The organism is Hymenobacter metallilatus (assembly GCF_003944705.1).
Taxonomy (GTDB): Bacteria; Bacteroidota; Bacteroidia; order Cytophagales; family Hymenobacteraceae; genus Hymenobacter; species Hymenobacter metallilatus.
Genome location: NZ_RWIS01000007.1, coordinates 141,893 through 164,048, shown reverse-complemented (window position 1 = coordinate 164,048; position 22,156 = coordinate 141,893). Strand labels below are relative to the sequence as shown.

The following is a 22,156-nucleotide window of genomic DNA, read 5'->3' as shown; positions in this document are numbered from 1 at the left end:
GAAGTGGTGAGATGGTGAAGTGGTGAGATGGTGAAGTAGCAAGTTTGACGTGCCGCTTGCGCCACCTGCGCGGATAGAACGTCAAACTCACCACTTCACCATCTCACCACTTCACCATTTCACCTTTTATCGGGGTATCTTTGCCGGTAGCTCGTATGGAAAATTTCGTCGTTTCGGCCCGCAAGTATCGTCCAGCCACCTTTCGTAGCGTGGTGGGGCAACAGCACGTTACCACCACCCTCCAAAATGCCATTGCCTCGCAGCATCTGGCCCAGGCGTTTCTGTTCTGCGGGCCACGGGGCGTGGGTAAAACCACCTGTGCCCGGATTCTGGCCAAAACCATCAACTGTGAGTTTGTAGAGGAACACGTGCGCAAAGGCCGTCCCGTGTCGGAGCTGCTGAAAACCCAGCCCGATTTGGTGCCCGATGCGCTGCAAAAGTCCCCCGCCCCCGATAACACGCCCTTTGAGCTGGAAGCTTGCGGGAAGTGCTCTTCCTGCCGGGCTTTCCAGGAAAATGCCTCCTTCAACGTACACGAGCTGGATGCGGCTTCTAACAACTCGGTGGAGGACATCCGCAGCCTGGTGGAGCAGGTGCGCTACGCCCCGCAGCAGGGCCGCTTCAAGGTGTACATCATCGACGAGGTGCACATGCTCTCAAATGCGGCCTTCAATGCCTTCCTCAAAACGCTGGAGGAACCGCCAAGCTACGCCATCTTTATCCTGGCTACCACCGAGCGGCACAAGATTATCCCGACCATTTTGTCGCGGTGTCAGATTTTCGACTTCAACCGCATCAAGGTGGACGATATGCGCAACCACCTGCGCTACGTGGCTACCCAGGAGCACATTCAGGCCGAAGACGATGCCCTGCACCTGCTGGCCCAGAAAGCCGACGGCGGCCTGCGCGACGCCCTGAGCATGTTCGACCAGATGGTGACCTTCTCGGGCAACCACCTGCGCTACCAGGACGTGGTGCAGAACCTGCACATTCTGGACTATGAGTACTATTTCCGGCTGATTGACGCGCTGCTAACCGAAAACCTGTCGGGCACGCTGCTGCTGCTGGATGAGGTAATGCAGCAGGGCTTCGACCTGCACAACTTCGTGGTGGGTGCCGCCGAGCACCTGCGCGGCCTGCTGGTGTGCAAAGACCCCGTGACGGTGCAGCTGCTGGAGGTATCCGACAACATCCGGAGCCGCTACGTGCAGCAGGCGCAGGCGGCTCCCCTGCCCTTTTTGCTCTCGGCCCTGAACCTGGTTAGCCTCTGCGACCGGGAGTTCAAGCAGGCCAAAAACCAGCGCCTGCACGTGGAGCTCACGCTCATGAAGCTGGCCTACCTGAACAGCGCCGTGCAATTCGCCCGCGACCTGCAGGGCGGCGTGGCCCTGCCGACTGCCAATAACGAGGCCAAAAAAAAAAGCCCTGATGTAACCGCTCCCCCCGCGCCGACAGCAGTGCTCCCGTCGGCAGGTCCGGCCGCCAATGGCCGCCTCGTAGCCGATGGCACTGCCGAAGCGCCAGCTGTGTACAGCGCCGGTCCAGCCAACGAACAACGAACAACGAACAACGAACAACTAGCCCACGCCCACGCCCCCGCCGACCCCGAGCCCATTGTGCCGGTCGACAGCGGCGTGGAGGAAATGCACGATACGCCCAGCATTGAGGACGAAGCCGCCACCGAAGTGCCGGCCACCAGCAGACTGCGCGACACGGTGCCGCACGTGGAAATCGGCAAGCCCAGCATTGCCGGCCACGAGCCGGGCCAGGTGGCCGTAACGGCCGCGCCCCTGCCCCCACCCCGCCCGGGTATATCCACCGGCAAGCCCCTGGGCCTAGGCAGCAAGCTGCCGGGCCTGGGGAGCCTTTCGGCCATGAAAGCCCAGCTGGAACAGAAAGCCGCCGCCGGTAAGGCGGCCGTGGATGCCGAGCCCAGTGGCCCCGCTACCGGGCTACCTGCCATCAATGATGACGTATTGCAGCGGGTATGGGCCGAGCTGAAGGAGGAGCGTAAAGCCATCAGCCCCAGCCAGTACAGCTTGCTCAACCGCCCTGTGCAGGCCAATGAGCAGCACGTAATTCTGCTGCGCGTAGACAACCCCGTGCAGGAAGACCAGTTCAACGAGTTGCGGGCCGAGCTGCTGGGAGAATTGCGCCGCCGCACTGGTTACCCTCGCCTGAATGTGCAGGTAGAAGTGGTGGAGCGCGTGGATACCGGCCGCAAGCTGTATACCTCCACCGACCGGATGGAGTACCTGATGGAAAAGTATCCCGTACTGGTGGAAATGAAACAGCGCCTGGGCCTGGACGTCGACTAAGACCTCTGGTTTCCCGGATTTTCCGCGCATTTCCCGGATTTTGTGGACGATTACTCGTGACACCTGCCGTATTGGGTTTTCTCCCCGGTATTCGAAAAGGCTAGTAGTTGCCGGCCCGCGGCAGAGGCTAGTGTGGGCGTGGCAGGAATGGGCTATGAAACCCGTTTACCGCACCGCTACGGCCGCTGCAACCAGGCCGGACGGCTTGCTACTCGACCACGAAATCCGGGAAATTCGTGGAAAATCAGTGGCCCTCTCATACGCATTTTTCCGCACTTCGCGGGTTGGGTGTCTTACTGGAGCTTTTTATTCCCGGGGGGGCCGCCTATCTTTGGCATCTTATCCCTTCCCGCTCTGCTTTCCGCGTTGCTCATCCCGTGAAAAAACCGCTGCTGCTTCTCATTCCGGCCCTGGCCACGCTTGGTCTTACCCAATGCCAAACCAGTAAACCGGCCACCTCGGCAACAGCTCCGGCCGCCGAAACCGCCGCCGCCCCGGCTCTGCAGCAGAAGGAATATAAGTACCAGACGGTGGAAGGCGACCCGCTCAAAGCTCGCATTTACACCCTGGATAACGGCCTGACCGTTTACCTCTCCGACTACAAGGACGCCCCCCGCATCCAGACCTATCTGGCCGTGCGGGCCGGCTCCAAAAACGACCCCAGCACCGCCACCGGCCTCGCCCACTACCTGGAGCACATGGTGTTCAAGGGCACTTCCCGGCTGGGCACCCAGAACTGGGCCGCTGAGAAAGTGGAGCTGGACAAGATTGAGGCTCTTTACGAGCAGTACCGCGCCCAGCGCAACGACCCCGCCGCCCGCAAGCGCACCTACCACCAGATCGACTCGATTTCGGGTGTGGCGGCCAAATACGCCGTGGCCAATGAGTACGACAAGGTGATGGGCGCCATCGGGGCCAAGGGCTCCAACGCCTACACCTCGGTGGAGCAGACGGTGTACCAGGAGGACATTCCGAGCAACCAGCTGGAAAAATGGGCCGCCGTGCAGGCTGAGCGCCTTGGCGAGATGGTGCCGCGCCTGTTCCACACCGAGCTGGAGGCCGTGTACGAGGAGAAAAACCGCGGCCTCGACTCCGACTTCCGCAAGGAATACGAGGCCCTGAGCGCCAGCCTCTACCAGAAGCACGAGTACGGCACCCAGACCACCATCGGGACTATCGAGCACCTGCAAAATCCGTCTATCACGGAGATTAAACGGTATTTTGAGAAGTACTACGTGCCGAATAACGTGGCCCTGTGCCTGAGCGGCGACCTGGACTACGACCAGACCATCCGGGTAATTGACCAGTACTTCGGCAAGCTGCAGCGTAAGCCCGTGCCGGCCTTCACGCCCGCCCAGGAAGCACCCATCACCGCCCCCATCGTGAAGCAGGTGTTGGGCCCCGACGCCGAAAACGTGATGCTCGGTTTCCGCCTGCCCGGCACCACTACCCGCGAGGCGCTGGTGCTGCGCATGATTGATAAAATCCTGAGCAACGGCCAGGCCGGGCTGATTGACCTCGACCTGAACCAGAAGCAGGCCGTGCTGAGCGCCGCCTCGTTCACCGACATCAACAACGACTACTCCTCGCACATTCTCTACGCCACGCCCCGCCAGGGCCAGAAGCTGGAGCAGGTGCGCGACCTGCTGCTGGCCGAGCTGAACAAGGTGAAAAAGGGAGACTTCCCGGAGTGGCTGATTCCGGCCATCATCAACAACGAGCAGCTGCAGCGCACCAAGAGCTACGAGAGCAACGAGGCCCGCGCCGGCGCGTTCGTGGCCGCCTTTGTAGCCCGCGCGGACTGGAAGGACTACCTTAAGCAAACGGACGACTTCGGCACCATCACCAAGGAGGAAGTGATGCGCGTGGCCAACCAGTACTACGGCCCCGGCTACGCCCTGGTGTACAAGCGCACCGGCCAGGACCCCAACAAGGTGAAAGTGGTAAAGCCCGCCATTACGCCCGTGCCCGTGAACCGGGAGGTAGCCTCCGACTTCTACAAGCAGGTAACGGCCAAGTCATCCCCCGCTTTGCAGCCGGTGTTCCTCGATTACAAAAAGGACATTCAGGAGACCAAGCTGGCCTCGGGCGTGCCGGTGTACTACACCCACAACGAGGAAAATAACCTCTTCAACCTGTACTACGTGCTCGACCTGGGCACGAACAACGACCCCAAGCTGGGCCTCGCCACCGATTACCTGCAGTACCTGGGCACCGGCAAGTACACCGCCGCCCAGCTCCAGCAGGAGTTCTACAAGCTGGGCTGCTCCTTCGCCGTACAAAGCGGCCAGGACCGCACCTTCGTGAGCCTCTCGGGCCTCGACAGCAACTTTGAGCCGGCCCTGCAATTGTTCGAGAGCCTGCTGGCCGCGCCTAAGCCCGACGCGGCGGCGTTGCAGAACATGGTTGCCGGCGTGCTCAAAGCCCGTCAGGATGCCAAGCTCAACAAAGGCGTGATTCTGAATCAGGCCCTGGTGAACTACGCCAAGTACGGCGCGAAAAACCCCTTCACCAGCCAGCTGAGCGAGAAAGAGCTAAAGGCCCTGAAGCCCGAGCAGCTCACCAGTCTCATCCAGAAGCTCCCGACCTACCAGCACCGTGTGCTGTATTACGGGCCGCGTAAAGTGGAGGGAATAGCCACTGCAACTGTCTCCACTAACGGTGACGAGAAAGGACGACGGGAATGGGAATCGGCTACAGGTATTGTAAATACCCTCAACCAACTGCACAAATCACCCGCTAAGCTCACCCCTACCCCAGCGGCTCAGGACTTTGCCGAGCAGCCGATGACGGACCGCAAGGTGTACTGGGTGGATTACAACATGGTGCAGGCGGAAATCCTGTTTCTGAGCAAAGGGCCAGTGTACGACAAGGGCCTGGTGCCCACCACCAGCCTCTACAACGAGTACTTCGGGGGCAGCATGGGCAGCATCGTGTTTCAGGAATTGCGCGAGTCGAAGGCCCTGGCCTACTCGGCTTCCTCGCGCTTCGCCTCGGCCGACAAGGCCGGCCGCAGCTCCTACAACCTCAGCTACATCGGCACCCAGAGCGACAAGCTGCCCGAGGCCATGGCCGGCATGAACACCCTGCTCAACGATATGCCCGCCGCCGAGGCCAACCTGCAAATCGCCAAGGACGCCATCCGCAACAGCATTGCCACGGAGCGCATTACCAAGTCGGATATCCTGTTCAGCTACGAGCGGGCCAAGCGCCTGGGCCTCGACTACGACCTGCGCCGCGACGTGTACGAGCAGACGCCCAACATGAGCTTCCAGGACCTGCTCAAGTTCCAGCAGGCCCGCGTGAAAGGCCAGCCCCAGACCATCCTGGTCATCGGCAGCAAAGACCGCCTCAATTTCAAGGAGCTGGCCAAGTACGGCCAGGTCCAGCAACTTACCCTGAAAGAGATTTTCGGGTACTGACGCCGGTAGAACGTCATTCCGAGCGGAGCCGAGGAATCTCGCGTGCTGATGTTGCCATGGTAACTCAGACGTCAGCACGCGAGATTCCTCGGCTCCGCTCGGAATGACGTTCAGACGGCCCCACTCAACTACAACCCTATAGTACCTAAGTACCTTTTCAACAATGGCAGAGAAAATCACCATCAAGAACGGCAAGCTGAATGTGCCCGATCAACCCATCATCCCGTTCATTGAAGGCGACGGTACGGGTCCGGATATTTGGGCGGCTTCCGTGCGCGTGTTCAACGCGGCAGTAGAGAAAGCCTACGGCGGCTCGCGCAAGCTGGTGTGGAAAGAAGTTCTGGCCGGTGAGAAAGCATTCAAGCAGCTCAACAACTGGCTGCCCAATGAAACCCTGGATGCCTTCCGCGACTACCTCGTGGGCATCAAAGGCCCCCTGACCACGCCCGTGGGCGGCGGTATCCGCAGCCTCAACGTGGCCCTGCGCCAGGAGCTGGATTTGTACGCCTGCGTGCGCCCCGTGCGCTGGTTCGACGGCGTGCCCTCCCCCGTAAAACAGCCCAACCTCACCGACATGGTGATCTTCCGGGAAAACACGGAGGACATTTACGCCGGTATTGAGTACATGAACGGTACGCCCCAGGCCCAGAAAATGCTGGAGTTCCTGCAGGATGAGATGGGCGTAAAGAAAATCCGCTTCCCCGAGTCGTCGTCGTTTGGCATCAAGCCGGTGTCAAAAGAGGGAACGGAGCGCCTGGTGCGCGCGGCTATTCAGTATGCCATCGACAACAAGAAACCCTCGGTGACGCTTGTGCACAAGGGCAACATCATGAAGTTCACCGAAGGCGCGTTCAAAACCTGGGGCTACGAGCTGGCCGAGAAGGAATTCGGCGACAAGGTGTACACCTGGGCCCAGTACGACAAGGTGCTGGCCAAACAGGGCCAGGAAGTGGCCGACGCCCAGCAGAAAGCAGCCCTCGACGGCGGTAAAATCCTCATCAAGGACAGCATTGCCGACGCCTTCCTGCAGCAGATCCTGCTCCGCCCCGCCGACTACTCGGTGGTAGCCACCCTGAACCTGAACGGCGACTACATCTCCGATGCGCTGGCTGCCATTGTGGGCGGTATCGGCATTGCGCCCGGGGCCAACATCAACTACGTAACCGGCCACGCCATTTTTGAGGCTACCCACGGCACTGCGCCCAAGTACGCCGGCCAGGACAAGGTGAACCCCGGCTCGGTTATCCTCTCCGGCGCCCTCATGCTGGAGCACCTGGGCTGGCAGGAAGCCGCCGACCTCATCTACAAAGGACTCGAAGCTGCCATTGCCGCCAAGCGCGTCACCTACGACTTCGAACGCCTGATGGACGGTGCCACCCTCCTGAAAACTTCCGAGTTTGGCGACGAGATTATCAACCGGATGTAGTAGCTTATTGGTTGCTTAATCCACGAAAATCCCGCGTTGGTTTTGGCTAGCGCGGGGTTTTTTATTTACTATGACGAGTATGCGTTTCTACGTTGACTCTCTTTTCTATTTGATCCTGCTACTATCAACTTCAGCATGTAGTTATGAGTCACATGCTCCTGCTGACTTCTCAATTAACCTAGATTGTGGCGATGATGAAGTGCACCTTAGTGGTACTGCTCAAACCTTTACTAGGAAAATTATTTTTGCAGGCGATACCACGGTTAATATTAGCTTCAGCCGGCCGCAGCTAGATAGTATCTATCAAGAACTGTCTGATATGAACTATAACGCACTGCCTGCAAATGTTACCGCTCTGTGCACTGAACAAGTTGTTCCCAGGGGTAGCCGAACCATACTGACGATACGTGAAAATGGGAGAACTAAGCAAATAGTATATGATGATGACTGCTACCGTTATGCCCCCGATGATATCAGAGCCAAGCGTTTACGCCACATTATAGCCGTGATTATTCATATGACAGAGAGGAATCCGGTGGTAAAGAACTTACCAGAATCAGGGTTTATAAGACTTTAAATTCATCTATCTGTCGTGCGTTATTCTACTCTAAACGCATGACAAATGGATAATGCGAAAGTTGCGCCGTCCGGTATCGTGTTGGCGGATGAGGCGCGGTTTGATGAGATACATAAACGGGTATAGAGACGCATACTTGCGTCTCGTCGTTGAACGGCCGGCAACCACCCAAAAGGGACAACGTTGCACTCGCTCGGCTATGCCGAGTGAGGACTACGCCTGAGGGGCTGCGCCCCGAATCCGCCCGCGCTAACCCGCGCAACAGATAGGCAGGCGCGCGCAGCACAGCTGCTTGGGCATAGTCGTCACTCGGCATAGCCGAGCGACTGCAAGAGTGAGTGTACGCGGCAAGACGGCCCGGTTAGTAGAAGTTATTCGTTAAGTATACTATCTTTTCGATATGTCCGAACTGCGCAAAACCTATCCGGGTGGCTTGTTTTTCCTGACCCTGACGGTTGTGGGCTGGGTGGACGTGTTCATTCGGCCGCAGTACACGCAAATCATCATCGACAGCCTGCGGTACTGCCAACTCCACAAGGGCCTGGAGCTGTACGCCTACGTGGTGATGAGCAGCCATGTGCATTTGATTGCGGCCCGCACGGAAGGCAACCTCAGTGACGTACTCCGTGACCTGAAGGCTCATACCGCCCGCCAGCTTCTCAAAGCCATTACCGAAAATGAGCACGAAAGCCGCCGTGAATGGATGATGCGGCTTTTTGCCTACTATGCCCGCCCCCAGCGCCAGAACGAGCAGTATATGTTCTGGCAAAAGACTACCTACCCCATTGCTCTCTGGACTCCAGCAGTCATCCGGCAGAAAGTAGAGTACATCCACAACAACCCGGTGGCAGCTGGCCTGGTAACCGCGCCAGAGCATTATCCACTCAGCAGCGCCTGTTACTTCAGTCCTTTACAGATGCTGCCACTGTAGCAGCCGATACTTCGAAGGCCACCGGCGCACGCAGGCCGCAGTGTCGCCGCACTCGCTCGGCTATGCCGAGTGAGGCCTACGCCTGAGGGGCTGTGCCCCGAATCTGCTCGCGCCAACCTGCGCAACAGATAAGCAGGCGCGCGCAGCACAGCTGCTTGAGCGTAGTCGTCACTCGGCATAGCCGAGCGACTGCACGTAACCTACGCCGCAAAAGCGTCAGCGGCGGGCCTACGATTTTCATGCCGTGGCGGCGGCGGAGAGAGAGGCTTGCACGGCCTCCATTTCTATGAACATACTGGCCGGCTGCATAGCCAAGAGCAGCCGGGCCAAACGCACTCCGCCGGGCCCCTGTGCAGGAGCCCGGCGGAGTGCGGAATAAATTCAGGAGCGGTTAGCTATTCGTCCGCAATGAGGTCGAATGCCAGCTTTTCGGGGGCTACGGCATTGGAGTAGGTAGTACCGCGCAACACCAGGGTATAAGCTTTGCCGGCAGCCAAGGTTACTGATTGCGTGAAGAGCGTAGTCTGCGCCCCATCGGTACGGGCGACTTGCAGAGAATACGTGCGGGCATCCACGGGCTGGTAGCCCGTTACGCCCCCCCAGGTTACCTCCGGATACAGCGGAGCCGGAGCCTGCGCCTCCCCAATACGCACCGGCGTTGATTCGGCCGCCAGGTTAATTACCCGTACCTGTGCTTTGCCGGCTACAGGAGTTGGCACAGCCGGAGCTTCCGTTACCACTTTTGCGCTTTGGGAGGTGCCAATGGTATGGGTGAACAGCGTGTAGCGCTGATTTTTAACAATAGGCAGCTTATTGAACTGCACCCAGGAGCTACCCGAAGAGGCCGGCAGCATAATCTGCGCGAACGGCTCACCGACGGTTACGGCCTGGTAGGGGCCAGCCGAGCCGGCAAGTACGGCCGGTCCAACTGCGTTACCATTGAGCTGGAGCTGAATTGCGCTGGAGGGCCCGGAACCACCAGTAGCCAGAGCCAGATTGTTGACGACCCGCACCTGACCTTGGTCGGGGGCCGCTGGGGGAGTAATGGGGGCAGGGAATTCCTGGTCTTTGGAACAGGCAGAGAGTAGGACGGCAGTGGATAATGCCAGAAGTAGATACTGCTTCATTATAAATGGAAGAAAAGGAAGGAATTGTTGAAAGCTTTGGTCCAAACACTGTGCCATTTTCGGCAAAAAAGCCATCTGACTGCTTCTAAAGGCATTACCGTTTGCTCCCGCATCAAACTCACTATTCCATGGATTCATTCGCTATACCGTTGCTTTTCCGGCGCGGAGCCTGGCGTTCTTGCCTTGCTCCTGCTTCCCAGTAACTCCTGCATGGCTGGTGGCAGTTGCGGATGTAGCACGCGCCGGGCAGGTAGCCTCCCAACCGGCCTGTTCAGCCTGGTTGCTACGCCATAGATGGTATTGATGAAGAGCGGATGAGGATGCCATAATCTTGTTCATGGCAAAGGGGAATATTTCTTTTCCAATTGCCGTTATTCGGCAATCCACAACCAAACCACTTGTACTATGCGCAAAACTCAATTTTCCGTTCTGGCTGCTGCGGCCGTTTTTGGTACTATTTCTTTAGCAAGCTGCAATAAAGAAACCGAAAGCCAGCCCAGCCAGCTGGAGCAAACCCAGGATGCCAAGGCCGAACTGGCGTATCCTAACCAGACGGGGCAGGCCAAACAGGGTGAATTCAGCGGCCAGCCCATTACCTACCAGGAAATCAACGGCGACAAGGTGTACGAGGGCGACATTCTGCTCACCACGGAGCAGGTAGCCGCCTCAGAGGGCCAGAACCGCCCCGGCAGCGCCGGCCGCACTTCGGGCCGGTGGCCCTCGGCTATTGTGTACTACACCATTGATGCGGCATTGCCCAGCCAGAACCGTGTAACCGATGCCATTGCGCATTGGCAGGCCAACTCGCCCGTCCGGTTTATTAAGCGCACCACTCAGAGCAACTATGTTACGTTCCGGGTGGGCTCGGGCTGCTCATCCAACATCGGCATGATTGGGGGCCGGCAGTACATCAACCTGGCCTCGGGCTGCACCACTGGTAACACCATTCACGAAATCGGGCACGCGCTGGGCCTTTTCCACGAGCAAACGCGCAACGACCGGGACACCTACGTGAACATCCTTACCCAGAATATTCAGGCCGGCTACGAAGGCAACTTCACCAAATACTCGGCCCAGGGCTACGGCGGCACCGATTATGGCGTGCTGGATTTCGGCTCGATTATGATGTATGGGTCGTTTTCGTTTTCCTCTAACGGCCAGCCTACCATCACCAAGAAGGATGGCTCCACCTTCAACATCCAGCGCACTGGCCTCTCTGCCGGCGACAAATCGGGCATTGACGCCATGTACTAGCCGAAGCTGAAGCTCCGGGTTTTTCATTTTGCAAAAAAGGGCGGCTTTCCGGCAGGAAGGTCGCCCTTTTTACGGGCAGGCAGCATACCTTTTCCTGCTCTCTCTTCGTTCAACGGGGCATTTGTCTGCCTGTAATGCGTAGTGAGTATATGAAGCGCCTGTTTTTATTGTGTTGTTTGCTGCTGCTGTGGGGCGGCCCGGCGCGGGCCCAGAAACCACTGCGCTACCGCCAGTGGCAGCTGGTATTCGCAGATGATTTTGATACTTACCGCTCCGTAGCCGATATGGAAGCCCGGGGGCCCTGGAAATTCACCCCGGACAACCAGCGCACCCTGGTTGGCAACCCCACCGAGGACCAGTACTATGACCAGCGCAACGTGGAGCTGCACGACGGCACCCTCCACCTCATTGCCCGCCCGTTGGCAGCGCCCCTACTCTACCCCTTTAAAACCACCGACGGGCGCGACACCACCAAGCTGCTGCACTATGAGTCGGGCTGGATAGACCTGCGGCCTGATTTCCAGACCAATGCCGCGCTGGGCGACACCAGCCGCTGGCCCGGCAACCGGGGCTTTGAGCTGGGGCTGTTTGAAATCCGGTGCAAGCTGGGCGGGGGCCTGGGAACCTGGCCGGCGTTCTGGCTCTACGCCGGCCCCACCGAGATTGACGTGTTTGAGGGCGGCGACCCGCGGGAGGCCTCCAACAACATTCACTACAGTACCAAATCGACGCCGTACCGGGCCAAAGGGTTCCGCTACACCTACCCCGGCCCCACCGACCTGACGCAGGGCTTCCACACGTTTTCGGTGGTCTGGACGAAGCAGGCCGTGACCTACTACCTGGACCGCAAGTGGCTGCGCACGGTGCCCGCGTCGGAAATTCCCACCTACCCCGCCCCGGTCGATATTATTGCCAACCAGGCCGTCAATAATTTTGCCTTGCCCGATACCTGGCCGGGCGGAGTTCCAGGCCAGCGCCGCAGCGCCTTCATTATCGACTACATCAAGGTATACAAGGCCCGGCGCTAGAGTTGGCCGGCGGCCTGCGCCTGCACTACGCGGGCCGTTACCAGCAACTGCCCCGTATGGCGGGTGGTGTGCTCGGCGGCGTGCACCAGCAGCCCCATTACGGTGCTGGGCAGCGCCTGCCGTCCCACGGGCCGGAATGCCGGCAGCTCCTGCTCGGGCGTATGCTGCAACGTGTGCAGCATGGCATCCACGGCTTCGGAAAATTGCCCCAGCAGCCCGGCTACCGTGTCGGGCGGAGTGCCACCAGTGGTTTCGGCCGCCAGAAAGGCAAACTGCGCTGCGCTTAGCGGCTCCTGGCGGGCATACGTCTGCATCCGGTCGAGCACGCCGCTGAGGTGGCGCAAATGAAAGCCGACGGAAGCCACCCCGGCTGGCCGCGCACCCAGCAACTCATCGGGGAAGTGACGCAACGCGGCGGCCAGCTCTTCGCGGGCCTGCAGCAGCGCCTGAGCCACTGGCTGCAACAGGGGCGAAATAGGCGGCAGCGGGCCGCGCAGCCATACTTCGGGTTGAGGAGAGGTAGCCATACGGCTATAACCACCGCCCCGGCTACTGAGTTACGCTGCAACCCAAAAACCCTCACGTAGGCGAAATTTGCTAGGTTTTTATAGCGTCCGGCCTATCTTTAAGCCCATGCTTCAGATTTCTCAGCGTGGGGTAGCGTTGCCGCCTTCTCCGTACCGCAAACTTACTCCCTTCGCCGAGGCAGCCCGCCAACGGGGCCTCACGGTGCATCCGCTCAATATCGGCCAGCCCGACATCGAAACACCCCCGGCCATGCTGGCGGCCGTGCAGCGGGCCAGCATACAGGTATTGGAGTATAGCCCTACGGCCGGTTACCCCAGCTACCGCCACAAGCTGGCCGAGTACTACCAGCGGCTGGGGCTACCGGTGGAGGCCGACGACATTATTGTGACTACAGGCGGCAGTGAGGCTATTTCGTTTGCGCTGCTGAGCTGCCTGAACCCCGGCGACGAGTTTATAGTGCCGGAGCCGTTTTACGGTCCGTACTCGGCATTTGCCGTGGCTACTGGCACGCACGTAGTGCCGGTTACGGCCCTTCTGGAGGACAACTTTGCCCTGCCTCCCATTGCTGAGTTCGAGCGGAAAATTACGCCCCGTACTAAGGCCATCCTCATTTGTAGCCCCAACAATCCTACCGGCTACGTGTATAGCCGCCAGGAGCTGGAGCAACTCAAGGAGCTGTGCCTGCGCCACAAGCTCTACCTGCTCTCCGATGAGGCCTACCGGGAATTTTGCTACGATACGGCATACACCAGTGCCCTGCACCTGCAAGGGGCCGACGAGCACATTGTGCTGCTCGACACCATTTCGAAGCGTTATAGCTCCTGCGGAGCCCGCATTGGAGCTATTGTCACCAAAAACCGGGCCCTGCGGGAGGTGTTTTTCAAGCTGGCTCAGCTGCGGGTGAGCCCGCCGGGCCTGGGGCAGCTGCTGGCCGAAGCCGCCGCCGACCTGCCCGAAACCTATTTTGACCATACCAAAACCGAATACCTGGCCCGGCGCGACCTGATGCTGCGCCGGCTGCGGGCCATGCCCGGCACGCGGGTACCCACGCCCAGCGGCGCCTTCTACGTCATCTGCCACCTGCCCGTCGACGATGCCGACCGGTTTGCACAGTGGCTGCTGGAGGAATTCAGCTACCACGGCCAGACACTGATGATTTCACCGGCCTCGGGCTTTTATGCCACTCCGGGCCTGGGACGGCAGCAGGTGCGCCTGGCCTACGTAGTCAACCAGGGCGTGATTAACCAGGCTATGGATTGCCTGGAGGCGGCTTTGCAGCAGTACCCGGGCCGGCAGGAATAACCACACTGGCATTCCAACCAACGGGCAGAACCCTGAGTCGATTAACTCCCCGATTTCCCCGGCTTCCGCCCGCTGCTCGGAATGGCTGCATTCCCGCAACGTTTTCCTTATCTTCTGGGCTGATTCTTGCCTAGTCTGCCTGCATGAAACGTTTGCTTCCGCTCTTGCTGCTTTGGCCCCTGCTGGGTCTCACACCTTATTCTCCCATGCCCCGGAGGCCTGCCCTCCCCGAATCGGCCCGCCACCTGACGCTACGCATTAATGGCCAAGCAGTGGCTGCCGACACCAGCAGCTCCCGGTTTTTTTTGAGTTCCGACCACGCCCTGCGCCTCAACGTGGTACGCGCCGACGACCCCGACGGCGAAGGCCTGACCATCATCATCGACCGGTTTCCCATCCAGACGGGCAGTTACACATTTCAGGAAATTCTGAGCGGCCGCAACCGAGATGCGTCGTACCGCTACGGTGCCGTGGCTGCCTACTCCAAATCCTGCGCCCAAAATACGGGCAGCGTAGTAATAACCGGTGTAAATGCCGAGCGGCACTGGCTGCGCGGCACCTACCGTTGCCAGGTATGCGAAGCCGGCCGGGGGGGCCGGCGCTTCCTGCTGGAAGGCGAGTTTCAGTATCCGGTGGAGAAGGAATAGCGAAGAACGAGACGCCCAATAAAAAACGTCCGGTCGGGTGGGGCGGGACTTTTGTGCGCTGAAAATAGCACGCAAAAGCCCCGCCCCACCCGACCAGACGTTTACCAACCTGGCCCGCTGGTTTTACAGCGTGGCTAGGTCGAGCACGAAGCGGTATTTTACATCTGACTTCAGCATCCGCTCGTAAGCTTCGTTGATATAGTCCATACGGATGATTTCTACGTCGCTCATTACGTTGTGCTCGGCGCAGAAATCCAGCATTTCCTGGGTTTCCTGGATACCCCCGATAAGCGAACCGGCAATGCGGCGGCGCTTGGCAATCAGGTTGAAGGCGTGGAGCTGAGGAGCCTCTGGTGGTACGCCCAGCAACACCATTGTACCATCCAGGCGCAGGCTGCCCACGTAGGGCGTCAGGTCCATGGGGGCCGATACTGTGTTAATAATCAGGTCGAAGTAGTTACGGACGCCTTTCATGGCTTCGGCATCTTTGGTTACCACAAACTTGTGCGCACCCAGCGCTTTGGCATCGGCTTCCTTGGAGGGAGAAGTGCTCAGCACCGTTACCTCGCACCCCATGGCGGCGGCAAATTTCACGGCCATGTGGCCCAGGCCACCCAGGCCCATTACCGCTACCCGGTCGCCGGCTTTGGCGTTCCACTGCCGCAACGGCGACCATGTGGTGATGCCGGCGCAGAGCAGGGGCGCTACGCGGGCCAGATCCAGCTTCTCGGATACGCGCAGCACGAATTTCTCGGTAACCACAATGGCGTTGGAGTAGCCTCCGTAGGTAGGCTGTCCATCCTTGTCCCGGGCATTATAGGTACCCACAAAGCCATTGTCGCAATACTGCTCCAGGCCTTCGGCGCACTCGGCGCAATGCTGGCAGGAGTCTACCATGCAGCCCACGCCGGCCAGGTCGCCGGGGGCAAAGTTTTTGACGTGGGCACCTACTTCCGTTACGCGGCCTACAATTTCGTGCCCGGGCACCATCGGAAAAATGGAGCCGCCCCATTCGTCGCGCACTTGGTGCACATCGGAGTGGCACACGCCGCAGAACAGAATTTCAATGCGTACATCATGGGGGCCTACTTCGCGCCGTTCAAAGCGGAAGGGAGTGAGGGGAGCATGCGCTGCGGCGGCAGCATAGCCTTTTGCTTCTGACATGAGAGAAAAAAATGGGTTGTGGAGCGGTTGGAACGAGGCGAAATGAACCGTAAAAACGGCCCCGGCCGCCGATTGTTTGTCCCCAAGCCCGGGAAACTTGCCGTCGGCATTGTGATGCTGCGCATTAGCGCCGTATTTTTCCCTCCTTCATCTCCCCTCTCTTTTCTGTTGCTTTATGGCGCATCCGCACTCCTCTCCTGCCCCAGCTACTGCCGGCCCTAAACGTAACTCCCTGGGTCTGCGCATCTGGCATTGGGCTAATTCCGGGCTGGTTCTGTTTCAGCTCATTACTATTCTGTTCCTGTTTGTCATCGTGAAAGTGCGGGGGCTGGCGCCCGAGTTCAGCCAGGCATTGGCCGAAAAAGGCGTAACAATGGCACCTGAGCAGCTACGCGGTCTGAGCCGCATTGTGGCGCACCATATCTGGGACTGGCACATCTGGGCGGGCATTCTGATTTCGCTTTTGCTGGCTTACCGGGTGCTGGTGAGCTTCCGGCAGCGCGGCAGCCAGCGCACGGCCGCCAAACTGGCTTACCTGAAAAGCCAGGCAGCCCAGGGCAACGCCGTTGCCCGCACCGGTGTGTGGGTACGCTATTCCTACCGGCTATTTTATGTGGTACTGGCCGTAATGGTGCTGACGGGCCTGATACTCGTGTTCGAAGACTATTTCCGGGCCATTGAACGCCTTTGCAAGGAAATCCATGAAGTGACCATGTACGCCGTTATTGCCTTCGTGGTGGCCCACATTGTGGGCGTTTTCCGGACCGAGGTAACCCATGAGCCCGGTATCGTGTCCGATATGATTCACGGCGGCGAACCAGCTGACCTCACCTGATGCACTGCCGCTCGTTGCTGCCCCAAAGGCCCCGTAGCTCCGGTTGCGGGGCCTTGGGGCATTAGCGGCTGTCCTTGAGTTGCTCCTGAGCAGCAGCCTGCGAGGATACAGCCTGTACCGGTGGGGCATCCTGGGCGGAGGGAGTTACCCAGCCTTTCCGCAGCATTTCCTCCACCTGCTGCCGCAGCCGTTTCAGGGACTGGTGCGCAAACCGCTTCTGCAGCATCCGGCCAAATAGCCGAAAGCCCAGCCAATACAAGGGGTTGCGGATGCGGCCCGTTTGCGAAAATGCGTGGATATGAAACCACACCCGCCCGGTACGGAGGTTTTTGTGGATGGAAAAATCAATCTGCCCTCGCTCAAAATGACCTTCCAGCGTGCGGTAATTGTAGCCCCATATCTGTTCCTGGCTGCCATCGGGCAGGGTGCGGGTTTCGTCGGTTACGCCTCCAATACGCACGCCAAACCAGAACGTAAACAGCAGGAACCGCCCCCGGAGTACCATCACGCGCTGATCCAATGGCTGGTCGGGCAGGAAGATACCGGTAATCAGATCGGGAGGCGGAAAGGTGTAGTTGCGCAATACCTGCTGGGCGGCGGCCCAGGCGCCTTGTGGCTCGGCTGGTCCTGGTGCCTCGGCGGGAAGCTCAATTTCGTAGTCGTCCAGGCGCCAGCCGGTGGCCGCCGTGTACTCGGCCGCTTTTTCGGGGTCGAAGTTGTAGCCGGCCGTGGCGTAGGCTTCCAGCCGGGCTTTCTGTAGCTCGTAAAGGGGCAGCTTACTCATCGTGAGTCACGACTGTTTCGCCGGCCTGCTGCCGGATGGTTTCTACCTGCACTGGCAGCAGCTGCAGGCCCCCGCTATGCTCGGCCACCCGCTGGCAAAAGGTTTCCCAAGTCTGCTGCTGTACTCGTCGGCCCATGCCCAGCGTGTCATAGGTAAAGGCCACCAGCCCGTCGCGGGAGCGGGCCCAGGAGTGTATTTCAAACCGTAGCGTGTCCGGCAGCAGCGTATGCGGGCGCAGGCTGAAGCGGATACGGCCAGCTTCCGGATGACTTTCCAGGGTAACCAGCTCAAACCCCTCGGGCATAACCTCCGCCACGCGCACCTCTCCGTTCCAGGGGCCCAGTATCTTGATGTGAAACTCGTCTCCCTCCATCAGGCAGTGGCTCTGCCCCTTGGTCTTGCTGAAATCGGCCAGGCTTTCGGGGGAGTAGTCGGGCAAGTGGCATTTGATGTGCTCCAGCAACTCGTGGGCACTCTGGCGCGGGTGCTGCACATCTACCCAGTAGCGCCGCTCAAAGAACGGCCCACTACCCGTGTGCGCGGGTTGTTCGGGCTTGGTCATACGGTATCGGCCTTGGTATGGTGTGCATAACGTAGCCGGTGGTGCGGGGTTCCACAACCTGCCCGATGCGTTGCCAGTACACCACCTTCCACCTACTCCCCCGTCCATGGCCTATTACCGCCCACCTGGCCCTGCTCCCGACCCGCTCCTGGTCCGCGACTTAACCCGCTTGCAGGATCAGCTTCGTTCCCAGGTCCGCCTCGAGCCCCTCTCCGCGGAGCCGCGCTTCATTGCGGGCTGCGACTCCTCTTTTCCAACTCCCGAAACCGTATTATCGGTGTTTGTACTACTGCGGTTTCCTACCCTGGAAGTTGTGGAGAAAGTGTACCACGTTGGGCCGGTTACGCTGCCCTATATTCCGGGGCTGTTGGCTTTCCGCGAGGCTCCTAACCTGCTGCTGGCCTACGAAAAGCTCCGGCAGAAACCTGATATCATCATGGTAGATGGTCACGGTATTGCGCACCCCAGGCGCATGGGTATTGCCGCCCACCTGGGGGTAGAGCTAAATCAGCCCACCTTTGGCGTAGCGAAGCAGCGCCTTACGGGCCACTTTGTCGAGCCAGCCCACTCCAGGGGCAGCATTGCCCCGCTCACAGGAAAGGATGGCGAGCTGTTAGGAGAAGTTATTCGGAGCAAGGACAACGTACTGCCGCTATTTGTCAGTCCTGGCCACCGCTGCGACCAGGCCACGGCCACCCGCCTCACCCTGGCCTGCCTGCGCGGCTATAAGCTCCCCGAGCCCACCCGCCTCGCCGACCATTGGGCCGCGGAATTTAAAAAAGAGCTGTAAGTCCGTCTGCGCCACTTATTGCTGCCTCTGCAGGCACTCCCGGGGCGGAAGTGCCTGCAGAGGCATTTGCTTGCCATCTGTCCCCTGTCTGTGCGTCGGCAAGCACAATTTCATACCTACCCTGTTTGTAATTTTCGTAAGGTCATGATCATCTCATAATTAAAAGCGCATTAATTCGGCTCTATAATTGACAATTTCACCGAATTTAATTGCTCAGCTTCCATTTATTGGGTTTATTAGCCCGAGAGTTCATTCATTAAACCACCTGCGTTTGCATGAAAAAAATTTTACATCTGGTGCCTTTGACAGCACTAGCCCTAAGTAGCATTAGTGCTCAGGCACAAACCCGGCCTATTTCGGGGCGAGTTACGGATAGATCTACTGGTGAAGGAATTCCGGGAGTAACTGTACTTCTGAAAGGGACATCTACTGGGGTTTCCACCAATTCGGATGGCACGTACACCCTCTCGGCACCAGCCGGGGGCGGAACGCTGGTATTCTCCTCAGTAGGCTACATCAGCATTGAGCAGAACATCGGCACTGAAAATACGCTGAATGCTGCGCTGGCTGCTGACTCCAAAGCACTGAGCGAAGTAGTAGTAGTTGGCTACGGTAGTGCCCAGAACCGTCGGGAACTGACGGGCTCTATTGCTACGGTAACGGCAGCGCAAATTGCCAACAAACCAGTTCAAAGCTTCGAGCAGGCCCTGCAGGGGCAGGCCGCTGGTGTCAATATCACCACCCCCAACGGCGTACTGAATGCCTCACCAGTAGTACGTATCCGCGGGGTAAACTCTATTACCCTCAGCTCGGCTCCCCTTTACGTAATCGACGGTATTCCGGCGTTTAGCGGGAACAGCTCGGCCGTGGGTAGTGTGCCAAACAACCCGCTCAGTAACATCAACCCTGCCGATATCGAAAGCGTTGAAGTACTGAAGGATGCCTCCGCTACGGCTATTTATGGCTCCCGGGCGGCCGGTGGTGTTATTGTAGTTACCACCAAGAAAGGGCGCCGGGGCCAGAGCAAACTGTCGCTCGACTCCTGGGTAGGCTGGAACGAACCAGTTCGTTTGTACGATGTACTGAATGCCGCCGACTACATAGCCATCAAGAACGAGGCCGTCCGGAACCTGAATGCCAACCGGGTAGCCATTGGGCAACCGGCTTCTAACATCGAAGGCTTCAAACCCACCCTGGACGGCAGTGGCAATCCAGTGGACACCCGGTGGTACGACTATATCTACCGCACCGGCTTCTCTACGTCCAACACCCTGAATTTCAGCGGCGGTACGGATAAGACAACCTACTACACCTCCGTTGGCTACACCGACCAGAAGGGTATGCTGGAGGGCAACACGTTCAAGCGTGCCTCTGCCCGTCTTAATATCGACCACAAGCTGTTCTCGCGCTTCAGCGTTGGCGCACGGGTGGGCTATACCAACTCCCGCACGGCTTCGCCAAACTCCGGCTCTGTAGGTGATGGTGCCTTCGGAACCGCTGGCCTGGGTCGTTTGCCGCTGGTGCTGCCGCCTAACGTTCCGGCCCGCAACCCTGACGGTACTTACAACATCAGCGGAGCTGGTATTGGCCCGGGGGCGAATATCAACCCCACCAACGGCCAGCCGTTGCTTCCCGGGTATTACAACCCGCTGGTTGACCTGGAGAACAACTACTTCCGTTCCGAGGGCAATGACATCCAGGGCAGTGTGTATGCTGACCTGGAGCCCCTTAAAGGGCTGCACCTGCGAACCAACTACGGTATCTACAACATTGCCTTTGAGGACCAGGCGTTTTACACGCCCATTGCCGGCGACTCGTACAACATCGGCAGCGCTTTCAACTTCTACCGCACGAATAAGCGCTGGAACTGGCAGAACACGGCGCAGTACGATGTGACGCTGGCCGAGAAGCACAACATCTCGCTGCTGGCTGGTACCGAATACCAGAGCACACGCATTGACCGGTGGGGTGCCAACCGCACCAGTGTATCCGACCCCTTCTTTACCACTTTCCAGGGAGGCTACTCGAACATCGTTAACTCTGGATCTTTCCAGGGTGAGAACTTCCTGATGTCGTACTTCGGACGGGTAAACTATAACTTCAGCCGCAAGTACCTCGTTGCCCTCAACGCCCGGCGCGACGGCTACTCGGCATGGGGTAATGAGAAATGGGGTAACTTCTACGGTGTTTCAGCTGGCTACATAGTGTCAGAGGAAGAGTTCTGGAAGAATTCCTCCCTGCTCAACACGGTTAGCCTGCTGAAATTCACTGGTAGCTACGGCGAGGTGGGTAACAACCAGGGCATTGCCGACTTTGGCACCCGTGATTTGTACAGCCCCGCGTTGTATGGTGCTAACAACACGTTCTTCTTCAGCAACGCCGGTAACGCCGCACTGAGCTGGGAAACCAGCAAGAAGACCGATGTAGGCCTCTCGTTCGGCTTGTTTGAAGACCGTGTTCAGGGCGATATTGCCTACTACCGCAACCTGGTGGATGGCTTGATCCTGAACGTACCACAGGCCCCATCCCGCGGTATTCCCGACAATGCCATTGCGGCTAACATTGGCTCCATGCGCAATACCGGTATCGAACTGAACCTGCGCACCACGGCCATTAATAAGCCCAATTTCAACTGGTCGGTAAATGCCAACCTCACCACCCTGAAAAACCGGGTGCTCAAGCTGGTTACGGCTGATCAGCGCATTGGTACGGCTACTTCAGGGCTGGAAACTGTAAACTTTACCACCGTTGGCCGCTCAGTAGGTGAAATTCTGGCTGTTCCCTCCTTGGGAGTTAACCCGGAGAATGGTCGCCGCATGATTCGTAAGGCGGATGGCACCGTAGTGCAGTACAACCACCTGGGCCAAGGCTGGACCCTGATGGATGGCGTTACTCCAACGCCGGCACCCTCGCAGCTCGCTGACGGCCAGTACTACGGCCCCACGCTGCCTACCTGGTACGGTGGTTTCGACAACACCTTCCGCTACAAGAGCTTCGACCTGGGCATATTCATCCAGTTTTCGGGCGGGAATTACATCTATAACGGTACCAAAGCCGGTCTGCATGACCAGCGCTTCTGGAATAACGAAGTAGACATTAAAGACCGGTGGACGCCTGAATCTCCGAATGCCAAGTGGCCGCGCGTTGTGTACGGCGACAACGTATCGAACGGTTCAGCCCTGGTTATGTCGTCGAACGTTGAGAAAGGTGACTTTGCTCGTTTGCGCAACGTGTCGCTGGGCTACAACTTTGCTTCTGATTTCATCAACAAGTATGGTGTAAGCAATGCCCGGTTCTATGTGCAGGTGCAGAATGCCGCGTTGCTGACCAACTACTCAGGTATCGACCCTGAAATCTCCACCAATGGCAGCAACAATACCGCCGCCGGTGTTGACCGTAACTCGGTAGGCCAGGCCCGTAGCTACACGGTTGGTCTCAACCTTGGATTTTAATTCTCTCGT

The 22,156-nt window shown here is 58.7% G+C and carries 17 protein-coding genes; 12 read left to right on the top strand and 5 right to left on the bottom strand.

Annotated features, from left to right (window positions below):
* The first annotated feature begins 155 nt into the window (after window positions 1-155).
* From dnaX to EI290_RS12110, 5 genes are all read left to right on the top strand, one after another.
* Window positions 156-2,318, top strand: a complete 2,163-nt coding sequence (gene dnaX, locus EI290_RS12130; protein WP_125430451.1) for a DNA polymerase III subunit gamma/tau — start codon at window positions 156-158, stop codon at window positions 2,316-2,318.
* A gap of 377 nt (window positions 2,319-2,695) precedes the next feature.
* Window positions 2,696-5,740: a M16 family metallopeptidase gene (locus EI290_RS12125; RefSeq protein ID WP_246008936.1), complete on the top strand. Its 3,045-nt coding sequence runs from the start codon at window positions 2,696-2,698 to the stop codon at window positions 5,738-5,740.
* 163 nt (window positions 5,741-5,903) lie between these two features.
* Window positions 5,904-7,166: an NADP-dependent isocitrate dehydrogenase gene (gene icd, locus EI290_RS12120; protein WP_125430448.1), complete on the top strand. Its 1,263-nt coding sequence runs from the start codon at window positions 5,904-5,906 to the stop codon at window positions 7,164-7,166.
* 79 nt (window positions 7,167-7,245) lie between these two features.
* A complete protein-coding gene (locus EI290_RS12115; RefSeq protein WP_125430445.1) occupies window positions 7,246-7,743 on the top strand; it encodes a hypothetical protein in 498 nt (165 codons plus the stop codon).
* Window positions 7,744-8,143: 400 nt separating this feature from the next.
* Complete coding sequence (locus EI290_RS12110; protein WP_125430442.1) at window positions 8,144-8,674, top strand: REP-associated tyrosine transposase; 531 nt, start codon at window positions 8,144-8,146, stop codon at window positions 8,672-8,674.
* 395 nt (window positions 8,675-9,069) lie between these two features.
* On the opposite strand, the gene EI290_RS12105 is transcribed toward EI290_RS12110, so the two are convergent.
* Window positions 9,070-9,801: a DUF4397 domain-containing protein gene (locus EI290_RS12105; protein ID WP_125430439.1), complete on the bottom strand. Its 732-nt coding sequence runs from the start codon at window positions 9,799-9,801 to the stop codon at window positions 9,070-9,072.
* 405 nt (window positions 9,802-10,206) lie between these two features.
* Here EI290_RS12105 and EI290_RS12100 point away from each other — a divergent pair, with 405 nt between their 5' ends.
* Entirely contained in the window at window positions 10,207-11,055 is an 849-nt protein-coding gene (locus tag EI290_RS12100; protein WP_125430436.1) for a M12 family metallopeptidase, read from the top strand.
* Window positions 11,056-11,189: 134 nt separating this feature from the next.
* Complete coding sequence (locus EI290_RS12095) at window positions 11,190-12,083, top strand: glycoside hydrolase family 16 protein (RefSeq protein WP_125430433.1); 894 nt, start codon at window positions 11,190-11,192, stop codon at window positions 12,081-12,083.
* Here the strand turns inward: EI290_RS12095 and EI290_RS12090 are convergent.
* A complete protein-coding gene (locus EI290_RS12090; protein ID WP_125430430.1) occupies window positions 12,080-12,610 on the bottom strand; it encodes a DinB family protein in 531 nt (176 codons plus the stop codon). The two genes, EI290_RS12095 and EI290_RS12090, sit on opposite strands and share 4 nt — an antisense overlap.
* Window positions 12,611-12,716: 106 nt before the next feature.
* On the opposite strand from EI290_RS12090, the gene EI290_RS12085 reads away from it, so the two are divergent.
* On the top strand, window positions 12,717-13,913 hold the full coding sequence (locus EI290_RS12085) for a pyridoxal phosphate-dependent aminotransferase (protein ID WP_125430427.1): 1,197 nt from the start codon (window positions 12,717-12,719) through the stop codon (window positions 13,911-13,913).
* Window positions 13,914-14,119: 206 nt separating this feature from the next.
* Window positions 14,120-14,560: a hypothetical protein gene (locus EI290_RS12080; protein ID WP_125430425.1), complete on the top strand. Its 441-nt coding sequence runs from the start codon at window positions 14,120-14,122 to the stop codon at window positions 14,558-14,560.
* Between the two features lie 123 nt (window positions 14,561-14,683).
* On the opposite strand, the gene EI290_RS12075 is transcribed toward EI290_RS12080, so the two are convergent.
* On the bottom strand, window positions 14,684-15,724 hold the full coding sequence (locus EI290_RS12075; RefSeq protein WP_125430423.1) for an NAD(P)-dependent alcohol dehydrogenase: 1,041 nt from the start codon (window positions 15,722-15,724) through the stop codon (window positions 14,684-14,686).
* A 175-nt stretch (window positions 15,725-15,899) separates the two neighbouring features.
* On the opposite strand from EI290_RS12075, the gene EI290_RS12070 reads away from it, so the two are divergent.
* Complete coding sequence (locus EI290_RS12070; protein WP_125430420.1) at window positions 15,900-16,559, top strand: cytochrome b/b6 domain-containing protein; 660 nt, start codon at window positions 15,900-15,902, stop codon at window positions 16,557-16,559.
* Window positions 16,560-16,620: 61 nt separating this feature from the next.
* Here the strand turns inward: EI290_RS12070 and EI290_RS12065 are convergent, their stop codons facing one another.
* Complete coding sequence (locus EI290_RS12065; RefSeq protein ID WP_125430417.1) at window positions 16,621-17,343, bottom strand: DUF1990 domain-containing protein; 723 nt, start codon at window positions 17,341-17,343, stop codon at window positions 16,621-16,623.
* Complete coding sequence (locus tag EI290_RS12060) at window positions 17,336-17,905, bottom strand: DUF1990 family protein (RefSeq protein WP_125430414.1); 570 nt, start codon at window positions 17,903-17,905, stop codon at window positions 17,336-17,338. Before EI290_RS12060 ends, EI290_RS12065 begins: the two co-directional genes overlap by 8 nt.
* 106 nt (window positions 17,906-18,011) lie before the next feature.
* Between EI290_RS12060 and nfi the strand changes: the two genes are divergently transcribed.
* Window positions 18,012-18,695, top strand: a complete 684-nt coding sequence (gene nfi, locus EI290_RS12055) for a deoxyribonuclease V (protein WP_125430411.1) — start codon at window positions 18,012-18,014, stop codon at window positions 18,693-18,695.
* 275 nt (window positions 18,696-18,970) lie between these two features.
* The gene (locus EI290_RS12050; protein WP_125430408.1) at window positions 18,971-22,147 is read left to right on the top strand and encodes a SusC/RagA family TonB-linked outer membrane protein; all 3,177 of its coding nucleotides are present in this window, start codon (window positions 18,971-18,973) and stop codon (window positions 22,145-22,147) included.
* The last annotated feature ends 9 nt before the right edge of the window (window positions 22,148-22,156 follow it).